17 protein-coding genes are annotated in these 20258 nt (G+C 72.0%); 10 read left to right on the forward strand and 7 right to left on the reverse strand.

What is annotated here, in order from left to right; translation table 11 throughout:
* Positions 1–38 precede the first annotated feature (38 nt).
* The gene (locus tag OG842_RS29560) at positions 39–863 is read right to left on the reverse strand and encodes a class I SAM-dependent methyltransferase (protein ID WP_266736571.1); all 825 of its coding nucleotides are present in this window, start codon (positions 861–863) and stop codon (positions 39–41) included.
* Between the two features lie 399 nt (positions 864–1262).
* Between OG842_RS29560 and rpsA the strand changes: the two genes are divergently transcribed.
* Complete coding sequence (rpsA, locus tag OG842_RS29565; RefSeq protein WP_072483117.1) at positions 1263–2774, forward strand: 30S ribosomal protein S1; 1512 nt, start codon at positions 1263–1265, stop codon at positions 2772–2774.
* Positions 2775–2874: 100 nt separating this feature from the next.
* Here the strand turns inward: rpsA and OG842_RS29570 are convergent, their stop codons facing one another.
* Positions 2875–3837 (reverse strand): right-handed parallel beta-helix repeat-containing protein, encoded by a 963-nt coding sequence (locus OG842_RS29570; protein ID WP_266736569.1) that lies wholly within the window; start codon positions 3835–3837, stop codon positions 2875–2877.
* A gap of 453 nt (positions 3838–4290) precedes the next feature.
* Here OG842_RS29570 and OG842_RS29575 point away from each other — a divergent pair, with 453 nt between their 5' ends.
* From OG842_RS29575 to OG842_RS29585, 3 genes are all read left to right on the forward strand, one after another.
* On the forward strand, positions 4291–5229 hold the full coding sequence (locus OG842_RS29575; protein WP_266736567.1) for a PAC2 family protein: 939 nt from the start codon (positions 4291–4293) through the stop codon (positions 5227–5229).
* A gap of 34 nt (positions 5230–5263) precedes the next feature.
* Entirely contained in the window at positions 5264–5869 is a 606-nt protein-coding gene (gene coaE, locus OG842_RS29580) for a dephospho-CoA kinase (RefSeq protein WP_266736565.1), read from the forward strand.
* Positions 5870–6004: 135 nt separating this feature from the next.
* A complete protein-coding gene (locus tag OG842_RS29585) occupies positions 6005–6373 on the forward strand; it encodes a tetratricopeptide repeat protein (RefSeq protein WP_266736563.1) in 369 nt (122 codons plus the stop codon).
* A 40-nt stretch (positions 6374–6413) separates the two neighbouring features.
* On the opposite strand, the gene OG842_RS29590 is transcribed toward OG842_RS29585, so the two are convergent.
* Positions 6414–6692, reverse strand: coding sequence for a DUF6343 family protein (locus tag OG842_RS29590; RefSeq protein ID WP_266736561.1), 279 nt, complete (start codon positions 6690–6692; stop codon positions 6414–6416).
* A 77-nt stretch (positions 6693–6769) separates the two neighbouring features.
* On the opposite strand from OG842_RS29590, the gene OG842_RS29595 reads away from it, so the two are divergent.
* Complete coding sequence (locus OG842_RS29595) at positions 6770–7888, forward strand: ADP-ribosylglycohydrolase family protein (protein ID WP_266736559.1); 1119 nt, start codon at positions 6770–6772, stop codon at positions 7886–7888.
* Positions 7889–8033: 145 nt separating this feature from the next.
* Here OG842_RS29595 and OG842_RS29600 read toward each other — a convergent pair whose 3' ends face one another.
* From OG842_RS29600 to OG842_RS29610, 3 genes are read right to left on the reverse strand one after another with little or no spacing between them, the layout of a single operon-like run.
* Positions 8034–9131 (reverse strand): tyrosine-protein phosphatase, encoded by a 1098-nt coding sequence (locus OG842_RS29600; RefSeq protein ID WP_266736557.1) that lies wholly within the window; start codon positions 9129–9131, stop codon positions 8034–8036.
* A 39-nt stretch (positions 9132–9170) separates the two neighbouring features.
* Positions 9171–11162 (reverse strand): hypothetical protein, encoded by a 1992-nt coding sequence (locus tag OG842_RS29605; RefSeq protein WP_266736555.1) that lies wholly within the window; start codon positions 11160–11162, stop codon positions 9171–9173.
* Positions 11163–11168: 6 nt separating this feature from the next.
* A complete protein-coding gene (locus tag OG842_RS29610; RefSeq protein WP_443064012.1) occupies positions 11169–12065 on the reverse strand; it encodes an SGNH/GDSL hydrolase family protein in 897 nt (298 codons plus the stop codon).
* 193 nt (positions 12066–12258) lie between these two features.
* On the opposite strand from OG842_RS29610, the gene OG842_RS29615 reads away from it, so the two are divergent.
* Both OG842_RS29615 and OG842_RS29620 read left to right on the forward strand, forming a co-directional pair.
* Positions 12259–13470 carry a PucR family transcriptional regulator gene (locus OG842_RS29615; protein ID WP_266737355.1) on the forward strand — a complete coding sequence of 404 codons (1212 nt, stop codon included), beginning with the start codon at positions 12259–12261 and terminating at the stop codon, positions 13468–13470.
* Positions 13471–13554: 84 nt separating this feature from the next.
* Positions 13555–14262, forward strand: a complete 708-nt coding sequence (locus tag OG842_RS29620) for a class I SAM-dependent methyltransferase (RefSeq protein WP_266736551.1) — start codon at positions 13555–13557, stop codon at positions 14260–14262.
* A 32-nt stretch (positions 14263–14294) separates the two neighbouring features.
* Here the strand turns inward: OG842_RS29620 and OG842_RS29625 are convergent, their stop codons facing one another.
* Entirely contained in the window at positions 14295–14642 is a 348-nt protein-coding gene (locus OG842_RS29625; protein WP_266736549.1) for a hypothetical protein, read from the reverse strand.
* A 234-nt stretch (positions 14643–14876) separates the two neighbouring features.
* On the opposite strand from OG842_RS29625, the gene OG842_RS29630 reads away from it, so the two are divergent.
* The 3 genes from OG842_RS29630 (at position 14877) to OG842_RS29640 (ending at position 20257) form a co-directional block, all read left to right on the forward strand.
* Positions 14877–15926, forward strand: a complete 1050-nt coding sequence (locus OG842_RS29630; RefSeq protein ID WP_266736547.1) for a slipin family protein — start codon at positions 14877–14879, stop codon at positions 15924–15926.
* Positions 15927–16016: 90 nt separating this feature from the next.
* Positions 16017–18956, forward strand: a complete 2940-nt coding sequence (locus tag OG842_RS29635; RefSeq protein ID WP_266736545.1) for a DEAD/DEAH box helicase — start codon at positions 16017–16019, stop codon at positions 18954–18956.
* Entirely contained in the window at positions 18953–20257 is a 1305-nt protein-coding gene (locus OG842_RS29640; protein ID WP_266736544.1) for an SWIM zinc finger family protein, read from the forward strand. The genes OG842_RS29635 and OG842_RS29640 overlap by 4 nt, the downstream gene beginning before the upstream one ends.
* The last annotated feature ends 1 nt before the right edge of the window (position 20258 follow it).

Here is a 20258-nt window from a genome sequence, read left to right on the forward strand (position 1 = left end):
GCCCGCACCCGCTCCCGTACCCCGGTGGCGCTACGGGATCAGTCCCGTTCGCAGACGAAGATCGCCGTGCCGGGGATGAGGTTTCCGCGCAGCGGGGACCAGCCGCCCCACTCCTGGTGGTTCCAGGCGGGCCACTCCGGTTCGACGAGGTCGACCAGCCGGAAGCCCCCGGCCACCACGTCCCGCACCCGGTCGCCCAGCGTCCGGTGGTGCTCGACGTACACGGCCTCGCCCCGTTCGTCCTGCTCCACGTAGGGGGTGCGGTCGAAGTAGGAGGCCGCGACCGAGAGGCCCTCGGGCCCCGGCTCGTCCGGGAACGCCCAGCGGACCGGGTGCGTCACCGAGAAGACCCAGCGGCCCCCGGGGCGCAGCACCCGGCGCACCTCGCGGAAGACCCGCACGGGGTCGGCGACGAAGGGCACCGCGCCGTAGGCGGAGCACGCCAGGTCGAAGGAGCCGTCCCGGAACGGCAGCACCCCGGCGTCCGCCTCCACCAGCCGGACCGCCGGCACATCGCTGCCGCCGATCCGCAGCGCGTGCTGCAACTGCCGGTGCGAGAGGTCCAGCGCCACCGGGCGGGCGCCCTGAGCGGCGAGCCAGCGGGAGCACTGCGCGGCGCCCGCGCCGATCTCCAGGACGTCCAGGCCGCGCAGCGACCCGGCGGGGCCCAGCAGACCGGCCTCCGCCTCGTCGAGCCCCTCCGGACCCCAGACGAACCGGTCGTCCCCGAGGAAGGCGCCGTGGTCGCTCTGGTACTCGTCGGCGTTCCGGTCCCACCAGCCGCGACTGGCCCGGCTGCTCTCGGTCTGTGACGCGTCGCGGCGCGTCGCCTCGGGTTCGGCCGGGTAGATCTCTTGGCTCATCGTGTCCGTCGTTGTAGTTTGCCTTCACCCCGCCGCACGCGGTACGTACCTGGGGGTACCTGTGGGTACGGCTCCCGTGCCCATGGTTTGTCTCCTGGGGCCGATCTGGCCTCGGGGAACACGAGTTGTGCCGGATATGAGCCGTTGCGCCCCCGGTGTGCGCCTTCGCGCATTGACCGTGCCCGGCTGCCCCCGTATGCTACAAGTTGCGCCGCGAGCCTGCGCGCCTCAGACCTAGCAGGCCGCGCTCGCATCTGTTGTATGTCCCCTCGGTTCACGAGGCGTCTCCCGTCCAGCGGGTTCGGTGCTTCCGGAGCTGTCCGGCTTCTGCAGAGGTGATACGGGCTCCCGGCGTAGCAGTACCTACGACTCACTGTCCGTACCGGAGCCCTTTCCCACATGACGAGCAGCACCGAGACCACCGCCACCACCCCGCAGGTAGCGGTCAACGACATCGGTAACGAGGAAGCCTTCCTCGCCGCGATCGACGAGACGATCAAGTACTTCAACGACGGCGACATCGTCGACGGCGTCATCGTGAAGGTCGACCGGGACGAGGTCCTGCTCGACATCGGTTACAAGACCGAAGGCGTCATCCCCTCCCGCGAGCTTTCGATCAAGCACGACGTCGACCCGAACGAGGTCGTCAAGGTCGGCGACGAGATCGAGGCCCTGGTTCTCCAGAAGGAGGACAAGGAAGGCCGCCTCATCCTGTCCAAGAAGCGCGCTCAGTACGAGCGTGCCTGGGGCACGATCGAGAAGATCAAGGAAGAGGACGGCATCGTCACCGGTACCGTCATCGAGGTCGTCAAGGGTGGTCTCATCCTCGACATCGGCCTCCGTGGCTTCCTGCCGGCCTCCCTCGTCGAGATGCGCCGTGTCCGCGACCTCCAGCCCTACGTGGGCAAGGAGCTCGAGGCCAAGATCATCGAGCTGGACAAGAACCGCAACAACGTGGTCCTGTCCCGCCGTGCCTGGCTGGAGCAGACCCAGTCCGAGGTTCGCCAGACGTTCCTCACGACCCTGCAGAAGGGCCAGGTCCGCTCCGGCGTCGTCTCCTCGATCGTCAACTTCGGTGCGTTCGTGGACCTCGGCGGCGTCGACGGTCTCGTGCACGTCTCCGAGCTGTCCTGGAAGCACATCGACCACCCCTCCGAGGTTGTCGAGGTCGGCCAGGAAGTCACCGTCGAGGTTCTCGACGTCGACATGGACCGCGAGCGCGTCTCCCTGTCGCTCAAGGCGACGCAGGAAGACCCGTGGCAGCAGTTCGCCCGCACGCACCAGATCGGGCAGGTCGTTCCCGGTAAGGTCACCAAGCTCGTTCCGTTCGGTGCGTTCGTGCGCGTCGACGAGGGCATCGAGGGTCTGGTCCACATCTCCGAGCTGGCCGAGCGCCACGTGGAGATCCCGGAGCAGGTCGTCCAGGTCAACGACGAGATCTTCGTCAAGGTCATCGACATCGACCTCGAGCGTCGTCGCATCAGCCTCTCGCTGAAGCAGGCCAACGAGTCCTTCGGTGCCGACCCGGCCTCGGTCGAGTTCGACCCGACCCTGTACGGCATGGCCGCGTCCTACGACGACCAGGGCAATTACATCTACCCCGAGGGCTTCGACCCCGAGACCAACGACTGGCTCGAGGGCTACGAGACCCAGCGCGAGGCGTGGGAGACGCAGTACGCCGAGGCGCAGCAGCGCTTCGAGCAGCACCAGGCCCAGGTCATCAAGTCCCGCGAGGCCGACGAGGCCGCTGCTGCCGAGGGCGCTGCTGCCCCGGCCGGTGGCGCCCCGGCTGCCTCCGGCGGCAGCGGTGGCGGCTCGTACTCCTCGGAGTCCGCGGACAACTCCGGCGCCCTGGCGTCGGACGAGGCCCTGGCGGCCCTGCGCGAGAAGCTGGCGGGCGGCCAGAGCTGACGCTCTGCACCCCCTCCGGTCGGTGATCGACCGCAGTAGCTGAAAAGTGAGGCCCGCTCCCCGAGGGGAGCGGGCCTCACTCGTTTCCGCCGGGCGGCGGTTACGGGGTGACGGTGATGTTGGTCAGGCCCTTGCCGCCGGTCACCGTGTTGCTGCTGTGGACGGTGGTCGGGCAGCCCGTGCCGTAGTTGGTGACGTTGATCGCGAGCTGCTTGTCGCCCTCGGCGCCGGTCAGGTCCGAGGTGTTGTCACGGAAGACGGTGCCGCAGCCCCAGCCGCTCTGCTGAGTGTGGGTCTCGTAGCCGTTGTTGGTCGTACGGGAGCCCTTGTTGCCCTCGACGAGTACGTCATTGCCCTTCACGTCGACCCAGGAGTCGTCGTAGTTGGCGCCGGTCAGCCCGCTGCCGTCGAAGGTGTTGCCGATGATCCTCGCCCCGGTGGTGCCCTCCTTGATGTCGATGTTCTCGCCGCCGACCCCCGGGCCGATCGTGTTCCGCAGGATCTGCACCCCGTCGCTCCGGTCGGAGAGATCGCCGGCCGTGCCGACGTAGACGCCCTCGCCCATGCCGCGGCCGTCGTGCCCGGTGTCGTAGATCCGCGAGTTCTTGATGACGCCGTTCCTGCTGGACTTGCGGAAGTGGACGCCCTCCATGTCCAGGTCGTGCACGGTCACCGAATCGATGACGACCCCTGTGGCGGTGTCGGCCATGATGCCCTTCTGGCCGCCGGTGACCGTGATGCCCTCGACCGTCCAGTACGAGGCCCCGTTGAGGTGCAGTCCGTAGCCTCCGCCGGCCGTGAGGATCGCCTTGGCCGAGCCCGTGAGGGTGATCCGGGCGGAAGCGGTGCCGGGGACGGTCGCCTTGAAGTTGCCGGTGTACGCGCCGTCGGCGAGCCGGATGGTGTCGCCGGGGGCGGCGGCGGTGAGGGCGGACTTGAGCTGGGCGGCGGTGCTCACGTCGATGACCGTTGCCGCACCCGCCGTGGTGGCGGAGGCGAGGGCGAGGCCGCCGGTGGCGAGCGCGGCGGCCAGCAGGGCCGGGAGGAGAGTGCGGGTGCGCATGGGGGTGCCTTCCCGTCGAAGGAGTTCGAGGTTCTCGTACATGAATGTGGGGCGAGTCTCTGAACGCTCTGCCCAGTGACGGTAGGGATGGGGTGCGGCGGTGTCAATGTCTGGACCAATGCCGGGCGAGGGTGGATCGGCGGACCGGGTGAACGGAGGAACGCCTGTGTGGTGCACGGGAAACTGACGGCCCGTTGCTCGCCCGCCCACGGATGCGGTGGCCTCGGGCCGGTCGTGAACTCGGCTTCCTCGTAGAGGTGTTCATCGACATGAACTCCAACGCCTGTATCTCCAAGGGGAAGGTGGACGCCCGTCAGGGGAGTCCGCCTCGGGAGCCGCGCCCGGGTTCTCGCGTCGGATCGGGCATGAACCGGCCGGTGAAAGGGCACAGTCCGGGAATGCATGTGCCCTGCCGGACGTTCTTCTCGAGGAACACGAGGAGGAGCGGTAACCGTGCCTGATCCGCAGAGTTTGTACGAATGGGAGCCGAAAGGCCTGGCCGTCGTCGACATGGCGCTCGCGCAGGAGTCGGCCGGCCTGGTCATGCTCTACCACTTCGAGGGATACATCGACGCGGGCGAGACCGGCGAGCAGATCGTGGACGGCCTGCTCGAAACGCTGCCGCACCAGGTCGTGGCCAGATTCGACCACGACCGTCTCGTCGACTACCGCGCACGGCGCCCGCTGCTGACCTTCCGGCGCGACCGCTGGGCCGCCTACGAGACCCCGACGCTCGACGTCAGGGTCGTGCAGGACGCCACCGGAGCGCCCTTCCTGCTGCTTTCCGGGCCCGAGCCCGACGTGGAGTGGGAGCGCTTCGCCGCCGCCGTCGAGCAGATCGTCGAGCGCCTCGGCGTCCGCCTCGCGGTGAATTTCCACGGGATCCCGATGGGTGTCCCGCACACCCGCCCCGTCGGCATCACCCCGCACGGCAACCGCACGGACCTCATGCCCGGCCACCGCAGCCCCTTCGACGAGGCGCAGGTGCCCGGCTCAGCCGAGGCCCTGGTGGAGTACCGGCTGATGGAGGCCGGACACGACGTCCTCGGTGTCGCCGCCCATGTGCCGCACTACGTCGCCCGCTCCGCGTACCCGGACGCGGCGCTCACCGCCCTGGAGGCGGTCACCGCCGCGACCGGCCTGGTCCTGCCGAGCGTCGCCCATGCGCTGCGCACGGAGGCGCACCGCACCCAGACCGAGATCGACCGCCAGATCGACCAGGGCGACGAGGAGCTCGTCTCGCTCGTCGAGGGCCTTGAGCACCAGTACGACGCGGTCGCCGGATCCGAGACCCGGGGCAACCTGGTCGCCGAGCCGGTGGACCTGCCGTCCGCCGACGAGATCGGCCTCGAATTCGAGCGGTTCCTCGCGGAGCGCGAGGGGGACGCCTGATCGCCGCTGCCGGACAGCCCTTAGGCTGCAGGGCATGCTGAAAGTGGGCCTGACCGGTGGGATCGGCGCCGGCAAGAGTGAAGTGTCACGGCTGCTCGTCGGATACGGAGCCGTGCTGATCGACGCGGACCGGATCGCCCGGGAGGTCGTCGAGCCGGGGACACCCGGGCTCGCGGCCGTCGTCAAGGCGTTCGGCGCCGGCATCCTCACCGCCGACGGCACCCTGGACCGGCCGAAGCTCGGCTCGATCGTCTTCGCCGACGCGGACCGGCTCGCCATTCTCAACGCGATCGTCCACCCCCTGGTCGGCGCCCGCTCCGCCGAGCTGGAGCGGGCCGCGGGCCCCGACTCGGTCGTCGTCCACGACGTCCCGCTCCTCACCGAGAACGGTCTGGCGCCGCTCTACGACCTGGTCGTCGTCGTGGACGCGAGCCCCGAAACCCAGCTCGACCGGCTCGTACGGCTGCGCGGCATGACCGAGCCCGAGGCCCGCGCCCGGATGGCCGCCCAGGCCACCCGGGAGCAGCGTCGGGCCGTGGCGGATCTGGTCATCGACAACGACGGGCCGCTGGAGAACCTGGAGCCGCAGGTCCGCAAGGTCTGGTCGGAGCTGACCGGGCGGGCCGCCGAGGCCGGCTGACCCGGGCACCGGCGGACCGGGCGGGCGTCCGCGGGCGGCCCCGGCCCCGGCCAGGACCGGAATACCGGACCGCGCCCGGACGTTGAGGACCCGGTGACGAGTCGAGGACTCGGTGACGAAGGGAAGGACGAGACCGTGCCCGAGAGGACCCCGGAGACCGACGTCATCGACTTCCGCGCGGCCGAACAACTGCTGGCCGCGCGCGACCCCCGTGGCGCGGTGAAGCTGCTCGATTCGGTGATCGCGGCCCATCCGGAGAACACCGCGGCCCGGCTGCTGCGCGCCCGCGCGTTCTTCGCCGCCGCCCAGCTGCGCCCCGCCGAGCTCGAATTCGAACTCGTCCTGGAGCGCGAACCGGACAACGCCTTCGCGCACTTCGCGCTGGCCCGCACCTTCGAGCGAGCAGGCCGCACCGACCGGGCCGCCCGTCACTTCCGGCTGGCCGCCGCGCTCGACCCGAACCCGGAGTACCTGAAGGCGGCCCGATTCCCGGCCCAGGACTGAGACGACGGTGCCGGGCGGGTACGCGCCCGCCCGGCCCGGTTCAGTGCCCGTACCTGCCGCGTCCGCCGTGGTCGGGTTCGTACGGCGGGATGTCGCGGCCGGGCTGGTAGTGCGGGCCTTGGTGGATGTGGTGCACGATCACCGCCATATCCACCAGGACCAGCAGGAGCAGCAGGCCGCAGGCGGCGGCCCAGCCCGGTCGGCCGGTCAGCGTGAAGGCCGCCAGGCCGAAGACGGCCCAGGCCAGCCCCCATAGACTCAGCCAGAGCCGCAGCCGCAGTGGACTGCGGGCAGTCGTCGGTTCATTGCCGGTACGCATGGCGATCGCCTCTCCTACCAGGATGGACCCACGACGGCGTTTTGGGACATGTCGACGTCGGACTGAGGAGATCGCGCGTGAACGGCACATCGTGGGAGGACCGCACCGGCCGCAGGTCGAGGGTGCGGGGCTGCCTGCTGGGCGGGGCGATCGGGGACGCGCTGGGAAACCCGGTGGAGTTCCTGTCCCTGGCCGGCATCCGTCGCGCGCACGGTGAGCACGGCGTACAGGGGCTCCTCCCGGACGAGGAAGGGGTCGTCGGACGGGTCACGGACGATACGCAGATGACCCTGTTCACGGCCGAAGCGCTGATCAGGGCCCACGCCAGGGCGGAGTCGAAGGGGATCGGCGGTGCCGAGACCGCGCTCGTACGCAACGCCTACCTGCGCTGGCTGGACACCCAGAACCACCCCGCGCCGCCCGTCGCGGGCGGTGACAACCCGATCCGGACCGGCTGGCTCCGGCGGCAGCCCTGGCTGTACGCGCGCCGGGCCCCGGGCAACGCCTGCCTGACCGGGCTCGCCACCGGCCACGTCCCCGAGCCGACGCACCGGCTCGGTGAGCCCGGCCCCGTCAACACCGGGTCGAAGGGGTGCGGCACGGTGATGCGGTCCGCCCCCTTCGGGCTGGTGGGCCAGGACGCCGAGGAGAGCTTCCGGCTCGCGTACTGGTGCGCGCAGATCACCCACGGCCATCCGACCGGCGCGTACGCGGCCGGGGCCCTCGCCGCGATCGTCGCGCACCTCCTGGAGGGCGACTCGATGGCGGGCGCCGTGCTGAGGGCGATGGAGCTGTTGCGCCGCCACCCGGGGCACGAGGAGACGGCGAAGGCGCTGCGGGCCGCCGTCGACCTGGCCGCGGAGGGCGCGCCGACCGGTGAGAAGGTGGAGACGCTGGGGGCCGGCTGGGTCGCCGAGGAGGCCCTCGCCATCGCTGTCTACTGCGCTCTGGTGCTGCCCGGCGCCGATCAGGTGGCCGGGGCGCTGCTGCTCTCGGTCAACCACTCGGGCGACAGCGACTCCACGGGAGCGGTCTGCGGCAACCTGCTCGGCGCACGCCACGGGGACGTACACCTTCCGCCGTCCTGGCTGGTGGCGACCGAGGGCCGCACGGTGATCACCGAGGTGGCCGACGACCTGTGCCTGGAGTCCGAGCACGCGGTCACCTGGCCGGAGGGCCGGTACCCGATGTGCTGAGGGACGGGTCGGCACCTGATGTGCTGAGGGACGGCCGATACCCGATGCGCTGACGGGCCGACGGCACCCGATGTGCTGACGGGCGGCCGTCCGCCGCTGGTCGGCGGGGACACCGCTCCTCGGCACACCGGGTGGTGAAGGTGCGTCAGTCGGTCAGCAGCTTGGTGCGCAGTGCGGCCACCGTCGCGTCGTCGATCTTCAGGCCCTCGCGTACGTAGGTGCCGAAGTCGCCGTACAGATGGTCCACCTCGTCGAACGCCGCGCGCAGCCAGCTCAGTTCGACGGCCTTCGGGTTGCCCAGGTAGTCGTTGCTGGCGAGGAAGTCCGCCTCGACGGTCTCGCGCGGGACGCCGAGCAGGGTGAGCAGGACGGCGGTGCTCCAGCCGGTGCGGTCCTTGCCCGAGCTGCAATGGTAGACCGTCGCGCCGGAGTCGTTCGTGGCGACGGCCGTGAGCAGGTCGTGGAAGGCGTAGTCGGCGCCCACGAAGTTGACCATGAACGGGTAGCCGATGGACTGGCCGAGGTCGGACGAGCCGGAGAACAGCCCGGCCGCGATGGCCTCGGCCAGGGTCATCAGGGCCGAGTCGTGGAAGCGGATGCCATGGCTGAGCGACACCACATCGGCGACCTGGTACTTCACGCCGGCGGGCAGCCGGTCCGGGTCGTCGTGCCGCTCCACCGCGTTGCGCAGGTCCACATCGAGGGTGAGGCGCTGGGAGAGCAGGCGCTGCTGCTCGGCGTCGGTGAGGCTGTTGATCTTGTTGGAGCGGTAGACCAGACCCGGGCGCACCCAGCGGCCGTCGGTGGTGCGGTAGCCGCCGATGTCCCGGAAGTTGCGGGCGGAATCGATCCCGAGCGAACGGTCGGCGACGACGAGCGGGGAGCCGCTGTCCGGTACCAGCCGGAAGTACCAGCGCCCCGCTTCGGCGAGGGCTGCGGCGGGGACGGTCAGCGAACCGGTGCCGGCTGCGGTGCCCACCGGGGTGCCGGTGGTGGCGTCGGGGGAGGTGACGGCGGTGACGGTCACCGATCGGGCGGCGGAGGACCAGGAGATGGTGTAGCCGCCGTCGGCGGCGCGCTTGGCGGTGGCCGCGGTGAAGGGCACGGCGGCGGCCCGCGCCCGGGCCTCGGCGCTCGTCGCGGGTGCGCCGGCCGGTGTGGCGGCGAGGGCGGGCGGTACGAGGACCGTACCGGCGAGCAGGACGGCCGCGACGGCTGCCTGGGTGATGCGGTGCGTGCGCATGGTGCTCCTTGTCTGCATCCCTGTCGGGGGTGGGGGGTGTCAGGAGGCGGGGACGGCGGTGCACGGCGTGTTGCCGCAGACATTGATGACACGGCCGGTGGTCAGGAAGGTGGCCTTCTGCTGACGGGCCGCCGACGAGTTGCGGGGGTCGGAGTGCGGGTCGTGGCCGTAATTCGGCCCGGTCGGCGGGGTGTTGGTGATCGGTGGGCTGGGCGTGCCGCTGTCCCACACCGTCATCGCTGAGCCCCGGTGGGGCAGTTGCTCGCGGGTGACGGTCCCGATGCCCCAGTACGGGACGGTGTCCGGGCTGCGGCCCGGTGCCAGCGCGGGGGCGATCAGCCGGGCGCCGATGGTGCGCGCCTCCACGTCGGCCGCCGCGTTGGCGACCTGGTGGTCCCCGTACGCGATGTGCATCAGCACCTGATGGCGGTCGGTGAGGTGGCTCGCGTACCCGTTGGTCTCGCCGCGGTCCCACACCATCTGGAACAGCTGGAGGACGATCTGCTGGCGCAGCTTGTCCGGGTAGGAGAGGTCCAGGACCTGTTGGAACGGGGCGAAGTCGGCGCTGCGGTTGAGGAGCAGGCCGTAGTTCATGCCGGTGACGCCGAGGACCCCGCGCCGGATGTCGGGCGAGGCGGCCACGAGCGCGCCGCCGAGGATTCCGCCCTGGCTGTTCCCGTCGTACCCGATGCCGTGCCGGATGTCGACGAGCGGGCGGCCGTCGCCGTCGCGGAAGGCCGCGTCGGTGGTCAGGCCGTCGCCGTGGATCAGGGCGCGGGCGAGGAAGAGGGCGTTCAGCATGCCCTGTTCGCTGCGTTCGGGGACGGCGGGGAAGAGGTTCGGGTCGGCGAGCGCGCCGAGCATCACGGGTATGTCCTCCTCGGCCATCCCGATCCAGTCCGTCGCGCAGAACGTGAGATCGTGCTCCGCCGCCATCGCCTTGACGTTGCCCGCGCCGACCTCGGAGCGGCGGCCGAGGAGGCCGTGCCCGTAGAGGGCGGGGTGCGAGGGCGTACGGAAGGCGGCGCGCGGTATCTCGCAGCGGAACGTGGCGGCCTGGGTGTTCGACGGGAGCCGCCGCGGCAGGCCGTCGCGGCCGCGGTGCAGTACGGAGCCGGGCGGGCCGCCGGGCAGGTTCAGATAGCTGGGCACCTCGATCCGGCCGGTCACCTCGCGGGCGATCCGGGGGTCCTGCTCGGCCGTGAAGTCGGTGACCCCGGTGACGGTGAACGCGGGGGAACGGCCGCCGAGCCGGCGGAACGCGTCGTCACGGATGGTGAAGAGGTCGCCGGTGAGACCGCGGGTGCTCGCGACGGTGAAGTCCCAGGCCAGATAGAGCCCTTCGGACCGGACCCCGGCCCTGCGCAGCGCCTTCAGGGCCGGGCGGAGCTGATGCTGCCGGGCGTGCAGCGGATGCCCGGCGGGCAGCGGCTTCCCGGCGACGGCGGCGAACGGCTCGGCGGCCGGGACGGTCCGCCCCGCCCCGTCCTTGAGGTTCCGCAGGGCTACGGCGTAGTGGTGACCGTCGCGGAAGTTGCGCGCGGGATGGATCAGCAGGGCCCGGCGCTCCGGGTCGGTGGCGTTGGAGTCCGGCTCCGCCCAGTACGGCCACCGCTCGCCGGTCCGGGCGTCCAGCAGTACGACGGGGGCGTCCGGGGCCAGGGAGCGGCCGATGTCGGTGATGGGGGCCATGCCGGTCGCCGCCGGGTCGAGGCCGGGGACGTGCGCGATCAGGGTCGAGCCGGGGGAGAAGCCGTCGGACCGGTTCCAGGCCGTCGGGTCGATGGGCCGGCCGGCCGTGGCGCGCGGCAGCGTGGTGGCGCCGAAGGACACGCGGCGGCCGGTGTCGGTGGCCGGGTCGGGCCGTGTGTACCAGTCGTTCGGGAACGGCAGCAGGCACTCGACGGGCGCCAGCGGGTCGCAGCCGGGCCCGGACGCCCCGGTGGCCCGCGCCGCGGAGGCTTCCGGGACGAGCAGGGCGGCGGCGCCGAGCGCCGCCGCCAGCAGCCCGCGCAGCAGGCGATGGAGCAACTTCGGTCAGCTCCCCTGGAGGTGCGCGCCGATGATGGCGGCGTAGTTCGCCTCACCCTTGCGGTTGGGGTGCAGCGGGGCGGCGGCCGCGGTCGGCACGTAGCCCTCGACCCACTTGTCCGACGGGGCCTGGCAGGAGTCGTGGCCCTTGCTGGGCGTGGCCAGATCGATGTACTCGGCCCCGTGCGCGGCGCTCTGCTGCGCGATCACCGCGTTCATCCGGTCGACGCTGCCCTGGAGGAAGTCCGCGTCCACCGGGAGGACCGGCTGCAGCGGCCAGCAGCCGCCGGGCTTGATGTACAGGCCGTACCCCGTGACGACCACCCGGGCCTGCGGCGAACGCTGGTGGATCGAGTCCAGTACGGCGCCCAGCTTCGGCGCGAACTCCGCGATGCGCTGCCCCACCTGGTCCACGCCGCCCTCGTTGTACTTCTCCTTGCACGGGGTGGCGTTCGGGTCGAGGGTGGTGCACTTCTGCGCGATGCCGACCAGACCGGCGTCGTTGCCGCCGATGGTCAGAGTCACCAGGTCGGTGTCCGCGCGCAGCGCGTCGAACTGGGGCGGGGCCGAGCCCATCGGGATGTCCAGCAGCGACAGCGACTGCTTCTCGGTCATGTGCTTGGAGGAGGCGCCGCTGCACGTGACGTCGGTCAGCGACGCACCGAGGCGCGCGGCCAGTTCGTGCGGATAGTTGTGCGTGGAACGGCCGCAGGCCACCGGCCCCGTGATGTCCGGGATGAGCGGTCCCGAGGCCATGGAGTCGCCGAGCGCGACATAGGACGTGGCGTCGTCCGTACCGGCTGCGGAAGCCGGGACCGCACCGGTACCCACGGCCAGGCCGGCCAGGGCGAGCGCACCCATGATGGTTCTGACGGAACGGCAGATGTCCTTGTTCTGCGGCATGTTCACGGAATCCTCCGACGGTGGGGGGCGGAACGTGGCATGGCGTGTGACGCCGGTCATCATGCAGACTCAACTGCCGTCGTTTAACTGGTGGGTAACGCAGACTTCTGCGGGGGAACTTGTGACGCGTGACAATCGGCCGCTCGTGATCACGGGGGAGCACGGTGTCCCGGGCGGGCCACAGGGCCAGCCGCTGTCCATCGCCGGGCGCCCGGTGGCCGCGCAGCTGCGCGCCCGGGTCCCGGCCCTGACCGGCCGTGTCGTCGCCCGGCTGCTGGCCGATCTTCCGGTCTACGCCGATCTGCCGCACGAGGAGATCTCCGGCGACATCGCCGATATCGTCCAGCACAATCTGCGGCTCTTCGCCGACGTCGTCGAGCACCGCCGCCCCGCCACGGACGCCGAACTCGCCCAGCAGCGGGACTCGGCGGCCCAGCGCGCCGAGGAGGGCGTGCCGCTGGACGCGATCCTCACCGCCTACCAGGTCGGCACGGCGATGTGCTGGCAGGAGACCGCGGAGGGGGCGCTGCCCGGCGATCTCGCCACCGTTCTGGAGATCATGGACCGCATCATGGTCCTCCAGCAGCAGCTGACCTCCGCCGTCAGCAGCGCGTACCTGGAGGCCCGGCAGATCCTCGACAGCCAGGAACACGGGGGCCGGCACGCACTGATGGCCGCCCTGCTGACCGGTGAACCCCTGGACCGCTTCGCCCACCGCACCGGGCTGCGCCCGGCCGCCCGTTACCTCACGATGACCCTCGCGCTCGGCCCGCACCCCGACGAGCTGAACCAGTCACCGGGGCCGGGGGCCGGCGTCGCGGCCCGGCGCAAGATCCGCCGGGTCCGCACAGCCCTCGACCACTTCGCCGGTACGCCGGCACTCACCGCCCTCGACGCCTCCGGCGGCACGGTGCTGCTGCCCGTCGCCGAGCCGCCGCCGTGGCACGGACCCGGCGGTCTGTGCGAGCTGATCGAGGAGGCGACCCGCGCCGCCGGTGTCCCCATCACCGCCGCCGCGGAGACCGCCGGACCGGAGGCGGTGCCGGCCGCCGTGGCGCGCAACACCGAGATCGTCGACCTGATCGCCCGTACCGGCCGGCCGCCCGGCCTGTACCGGCTCGCCGATGTCCTGCTCGAATACCAGCTCAGCCGGCCCAGCGAGGCCCTGCGCGGGCTCGCGCAGCTGCTGCGGCCGCTGGAGGCGAAGCCGGAGCTGCTGCGCACGCTGGAGACGTATCTCGAACTGGGCCTGGACCGGCGGGCCACCGCGGCCGCCCTGCACATCCACCCCAACACCGTCGACTACCGCATCCGCCGCATCGACCGGCTGACCGGGCTCTCCCCGGCCCGCCCGGCCGACCTCCAGCACATCAGCGCGGCACTGGTCGCCCGTCGTTCGCTGTGAACGGGAACGGGAACGGGAACGGGGAGGGTGGCGGAACGGTCTTGTGGCCGGAACCACCGTCAGCGGCCGTACGTTCGTCCATACATGAGCGGACAACTGGTGCGTGAGGGATATTCAGGGACGGGGCCCGGCGCGATCACTCCGGACGGATGCGCGGTCGAGCTGTACAGACGTCTGCCCGTCCGCGACGAACCGGACGTGATCGCGGCGGCCGTGCCCGCCGGGGCGAGCATTCTGGAACTGGGCTGCGGCGTGGGCCGGGTGACCCATCCGCTGATCGAGCGCGGCTTCGCGGTCACCGCCGTGGACGAATCGGCTCAGATGCTGGAGCACGTCCGGGGCGCCCGCACCGTGCGGAGCCCCATCGAGTCGCTGGACCTCGGCGAGGAGAGGTTCGACGTGGTGATGCTGGCGTCGTTCCTGGTGCACGCGAGCGAGGACCGGGTGCGTGACGGGCTGCTGCGGACCTGCCGCAAGCACGTCAAGGACGGCGGCGTCGTGCTCTTCCAGCGCGAGGGCGCCGACTACCGCACGAACCTGCCGAGGGAGCGGACCTATCCGGACGGATACCCGGGCGGCTACACCGTACGGATCGTCTCGGCCCGGCCCGTGGGGGACGGGGTGGACTCGGTGCATGCCGAGTACATCTTCGACGACGCGCGATGGACCCAGACGTTCCGGTCGCGGGAGCTGTCGAAGGAACAGTTCGAAGGGCATCTGGCGGCGGCGGGCCTGACCGTCGACCGGTATCTCACGGACGACGGAATCTGGGTGCGCGCCGTGCCCGCGTAGCCGCCGGACCGTGCTGAACGCGGTTTGTCCGGTCAGTGGACCGTGCTGTAGCTCCGCCACGGCAGCGCGGAGAGCCCGTTGACATCGCTGAGCGTCGTCGCGAGGTACGTCGTCCCCGGACCGGTGCAGTTGCGTGTGCGGTACAGGATGATGTCGACCAGGGTGTTGTTGTTCACCGCCGTGGCGCCCGAGGGAGCGAGGCGGTGGCAGCCCTTCACGGACGGGCTGTTGACCATGATCACGGCGCCCCGCCCCGTCGTGTAGGTGATCGGCCCGACCGCGGTCCGGCCGAGGCCGGAACAGCCTGCGACGGTGAGGGTCAGGAGCGCGGTCCCGGCTGCGATGCCGAGGCGGCGGCTTCGGTGAGCGATCACGGGCATGGGCGGGTCCTCGTCTACGGAGTACGTGCTGACGCCGGAAACCCTGCCCCCTCGCCGGTGCCCCGGCATCCGGTGCGCGGCCGGGCGGGGGAGGGCCGCGCACGGAGGGGGCCCGTCCGTGTTCCTATTGATTGAGACTGGGCATACCGTGGTATCAGCGGCTGATTCGTGCGATTCGCGGAATTCGTTTGATTCAGTCGCATTCGGTCAGTTTTCGGCTTTCAGGGGGCCGACATGGTCCAGGAACTCGTGATCGCGATAGTGGCGGCGGCCTCGGTGGGCACGCTGTACGTGGCTGCGGCGGCCAAGGTCGTCAAGCAGTACGAGCGGGGCGTCGTGCTGAGGCTCGGCAGGCTCCGTGACGATGTACGAGGGCCCGGGTTCACCATGGTGATCCCCGGCATCGAGCGGCTGCGCAAGGTCAACATGCAGATCGTGACGATGCCGGTGCCGGCGCAGGACGGGATCACCCGGGACAACGTGACGGTGCGGGTGGACGCGGTCATCTACTTCAAGGTCGTCGACGCGGCGAGCGCCGTGATCCAGGTCGAGGACTACCGGTTCGCGGTGTCGCAGATGGCACAGACCTCGCTGCGGTCGATCATCGGCAAGAGCGATCTGGACGATCTGCTGTCCAACCGCGAGAAGCTGAATCAGGGTCTGGAGCTGATGATCGACAGCCCTGCGGTCGGATGGGGCGTGCAGATCGACCGGGTGGAGATCAAGGACGTCTCGCTGCCGGAGACCATGAAGCGCTCCATGGCCCGCCAGGCCGAGGCCGACCGTGAGCGGCGGGCCCGGGTCATCAACGCGGACGCCGAGCTCCAGGCATCGAAGAAGCTCGCGGAAGCGGCGGGGGAGATGTCCGCCCAGCCGGCCGCGCTCCAGCTGCGACTGTTGCAGACAGTGGTGGCGGTCGCGGCGGAGAAGAACTCCACACTGGTGCTGCCGTTCCCGGTGGAGCTGCTCCGCTTCCTGGAGCGGGCACAGCAGCCCGGACAGCAGCAACAGCCGGCGCTCGGACAGCAGCAGCTTGCGCCCGCGCAGCAGCCGGCGCCGCCCCCGCAGAGCGCCGCCGCCAAGCCGCAGCGGCAGCCGCAGCCGCAGCGCCATGCACAGGCGCCCCGCCCCGCCCCGCCGCAGCGCCCCGCCCAGGCCCAGCGCCCGGCCCAGCCGCGATCGCCGCAGCCGTCGGCCGCGGCGCCCGCGCCCATGCCCGCGCCACCGCCCCCGGCCGCTGTTCCCGCCCGGCCCTCGCGTCCGAAGCCGCTGGCCAAGCACTGAGGACCGGTTGTCAGACCCCCCGCCTAGACTCGCAGGAGTCATGAGGATCAAGGCGATCAAGAGGATCGGCGCGGGAGGGGAGGGGGACCGATGACCACGGCACAACAGCAGCAGGACGCCTCCGCCGTCCGTCTCCTGCGCTGTGCCGCCGTGTTCCTGCCCGCGCCGCTGCCGAGGGACGGGAGCGTCGCCTTCTGGGATCCCGCCGGCGGCCCCCTCCCGGAGCCGGGCGGCCTCTGCGCACACCCCGTGGACCCGGGGAGTCCGGCACCCGGTGCGCGCACGGCGGAGATCACCGTCGTCCGCAGGCACGGGCAGGGCGACGGCGTCCGCCGGCACACGGTGCCCGCGGTGCTGTTGCCCGTCGCCGATGCGCTGCCGCTGCTGATGCGGGCCCGGTACCAGGAGTCCGCCCACCCCGCCACGCGCTGCTGGGGCGCCGCCGCGCTCCAGGCGCTCAACCTCGCGGCGCGCGGCAGACTGCTCCCCGGTCTGACGGGCGACGACCACGACGCCTGGCGGGCCGGGCCGCGCGACGCCGAGGACATGGCCCATCTCCGGGCGATCGCCGCCGCCATGCCTGCCGAGGGCCACGCGGTACCGCTGCCGGATCTCACCCCGCTCCGGCTCCCCGACCCCCGGTGGCTGCTCGGATCCTTCCTCGACGCGGTCGCCGACACCCTGCCCCGTACGCCCGCGGCGGCGTACGCGATGGGCGCGCCCTTCGCGGCCCGCGAGGCCCAGCACCTGCCCGGAGCCCGCGACTGGGCGGTCGAGGTCGCGTCCGGGCTCGACGCGGGTGTACGGGTGTCGCTGCGCCTGGACCTGTCGGCGTACGAGCTCTTCGACACGGCCGATACGTACGACACCTCCGACGCCACCGGTCCCCACGGGGCCGACGCCTCCGGCCCCGGCGCCGCGCGGCACGCCGCCGCGGCCGTCACCCAGGTGCACAGCCTCGCCGACCCGACCTACGTCACCGACGCCGCCGCACTGTGGAACGGCGGGGCGGGCGAGCCGTTCGGCCCGCGCGCCAGGATCGACGCCGTCCTCGCCCTGCGCCGGGCCGCCCGCGTCTGGACGCCGCTGGAGAGACTGCTCGACCAGCCGGTGCCCGATGTGCTCGCCCTCGCGGAGGACGAGCTGTACGAGCTGCTCGGCGATGCCGGATCCCGGCTGGCGGCGGCCGGGGTGAGCGTCCACTGGCCCAGGGAGCTGGCCCGTTCGCTCACCGCCTCCGCCGTCGTGCGGCCCGCGCCCGGCTCGGCCACCGACGGCACCTCGTTCTTCGACGCCGAGCAGCTCTTCGCCTTCAACTGGCAGTTGTCGCTGGGCGACGATCGGCTCACCGAGGCGGAGATGGACATCCTCGCGGAGGCCCACCGCCCGGTGGTGCGCCTGCGGGACCAATGGGTCGTCGTCGACCCCGCGCTCGTACGCAAGGCACGCAAGCGGGAGCTCGGCCTGCTCGATCCGGTCGACGCCCTCGCCGTCGCCCTGACCGGCACCGCCGAGGTGGACGGCGAACAGGTCGAAGCAGTGCCCGTAGGAGCGCTGTCCGCGCTCCGCGAGCGCATCACCGCCGACCACACCACCATCGCCCCGCCGCCCGGCCTCGACGCCACCCTCCGCGACTACCAGCTGCGCGGCCTGGCCTGGCTGGACCGGATGACCTCGCTCGGCCTCGGCGGCTGCCTCGCCGACGACATGGGCCTGGGCAAGACGATCACGCTCATCGCCCTCCATCTGCACCGCGCCCGCTCCGAGCCCACCCTCGTGATCTGCCCCGCCTCCCTGCTGGGCAACTGGCACCGGGAGATCGGCCGCTTCGCTCCCGGTGTCCCCGTGCGCCGCTTCCACGGCACCGACCGCACCCTGGCCGGGGCCGGCGGCGGTTTCGTCCTCACCACGTACGGCACGATGCGTTCCAGTGCCGCGCAACTGGCCGGCCACAGCTGGGGCCTGATCGTCGCCGACGAGGCCCAGCATGTGAAGAACCCCCAGTCCTCCACGGCGAAGGCGCTGCGCACCATCCCGGCCCCGGCCCGGGTCGCCCTCACCGGTACCCCGGTGGAGAACAACCTCTCCGAGCTGTGGGCCCTGCTCGACTGGACCACCCCAGGGCTGCTCGGCCCCCTCAAGGCGTTCCGGGCCCGGCACGCCCGCATCGTCGAGAACACCGGCACGGCCGCCGGGCTCGCCAACGACGAAGCGGTCGAACGGCTCTCCCGCCTGGTCCGGCCCTTCCTCCTGCGCCGCAAGAAGTCCGACCCGGGCATCGCCCCCGAGCTGCCGCCCAAGACGGAGACCGACCACCCCGTCTTCCTCACCCGCGAGCAGGTCACGCTCTACGAGGCGGCGGTCCGCGAGACGATGGCGTTCATCGAGGCATCGGAAGGCATCGCCCGGCGCGGCCTGATCATGAAGCTGCTGGCCTCGCTCAAGCAGATCTGCAACCACCCCGCGCAGTATCTGAAGGAGGAACCGACCCGCCTCGTCGGCCGTTCCGGAAAGCTCGCCCTGCTCGACGAACTCCTCGACACGATCCTCGCCGAGGACGGCTCGGTCCTGATCTTCACCCAGTACGTGACCATGGCCAGGCTCCTCTCCGCCCACCTCGCCTCGCGCGGCGTCCCCTCCCAGCTCCTGCACGGCGGCACACCGGTCGCCGAACGGGAACGGATGGTGGACCGCTTCCAGTCCGGCGAGGTCCCGGTCTTCCTGCTCTCCCTCAAGGCGGCGGGCACCGGACTGAACCTCACCAGGGCCGCCCACGTCATCCACTACGACCGCTGGTGGAACCCGGCCGTCGAGGAACAGGCCACGGACCGGGCGTACCGCATCGGCCAGACACAGCCCGTGCAGGTGCACCGGCTGATCGCGGAAGGCACCGTCGAGGACCGGATCGGTGAGCTGCTGGAGGCCAAGCGGGCGCTGGCCGACACCGTCCTCGGGACCGGCGAGGCCGCGCTGACCGAGCTCAGCGACCGCGACCTGGCCGATCTAGTCTCGCTCCGGAGGCCGGCATGAGCCCCCGCCCGCACACCGGCCACGACCCCCGTCCCGTCGCACGCCCGCGCCCCGGCCCCGACGACCTGCGGCGCACCTTCGAGGCCGTACCGCCCCGCACGGGGGACGGCGACGAACCCTTCGCGGACAGCTGGTGGGGCCGTGCCTGGGTGGCCGCCCTGGAATCCCTCTCGATGGACGAGGCCCGGCTCTCCCGCGGCCGCACGTACGCCGACAGCGGCAAGGTCGCCGCGATCACCGTCACCCCCGGCCGGGTCGTCGCCTACGTCCACGGCAGCCGGCCCCGCCCCTACCGCTGCGAACTGCGGCTGCGGACCCTCGCCGAGCCCGACTGGGACACCTTCCTCGACGCGGTCGCGGCCCGGCCCGGCCACCTTGCCGCGCTGCTCACCAAGGAGATGCCGCACTCGCTGGCCGACACGGCGGCCGAGGCCGGCATAGCACTGCTGCCCGCCGCGGGGGACCTCGACCCCGGCTGCTCCTGCCCCGACCACGGCTGGCCCTGCAAGCACGTGGCCGCGCTCTGCTACCAGATGGCGCGACTCCTGGACACCGACCCGTTCGTTCTCCTGCTGCTGCGCGGCCGGGGCGAACGGGAACTCCTCGAAGAGCTGGGCCGCCGCAACGCCGCCCACTCCGCGCGGGAACGCCCCTCGGCCCCCGCCACCCCCTCCGTGCCGGCCCGCGAGGCCCTCGCCGACCGCTATCTCCCGCCGCTCCCCGCCCCGCTCCCGGTGCTGCCGCACCCCGCGCAGCCGCCCTCGTACCCGAGCCTGCCCGGCGCGCGGGACCCGCTGGCCCTCGACCACCTCGCCACGGACGCGGCGGCCCGCGCGCACGCGCTCCTCACCACCGGCCGCGACCCGCTCGCCGGACTCACCCCCTGGCAGGACGCGGTAAGGCTGGCAGCGTCCCGTCCCACCGCCGGGCTCACCGCCACCACCCGCGCCCTCTACCGCGAGCTGGCATACGCCACCGGCCGCACCACCACCGACCTGGCCCGTGCCGTCGCGGCCTGGCGCCAGGGCGGTGCCGGAGGGCTGGCCGTCCTCGAAACCCCCTGGGACCCCCCGGCCGGCCCCTTCGACCGGGCCCGTCCCGCGCTCGCGGCTGCCGGTTTCCCCCGCTTCCAGCCCCGGCGCAACCACCTCACCCATCCCGGTGGCACGCTCCAGCTCCGCTTCGGCCACGACGGCCGCTGGTACGGCTACGAATCCGAGCCGGGCGAGGACGACTGGTGGCCCCGCGCCACTCCGGACACCGATCCGGTGAGCGCGCTCATGGAGCTCAGCGGGGGTTGAA

Origin of the sequence: Streptomyces sp. NBC_00376 (assembly GCF_036077095.1) — a bacterium.
GTDB lineage: Bacteria > Actinomycetota > Actinomycetes > Streptomycetales > Streptomycetaceae > Streptomyces.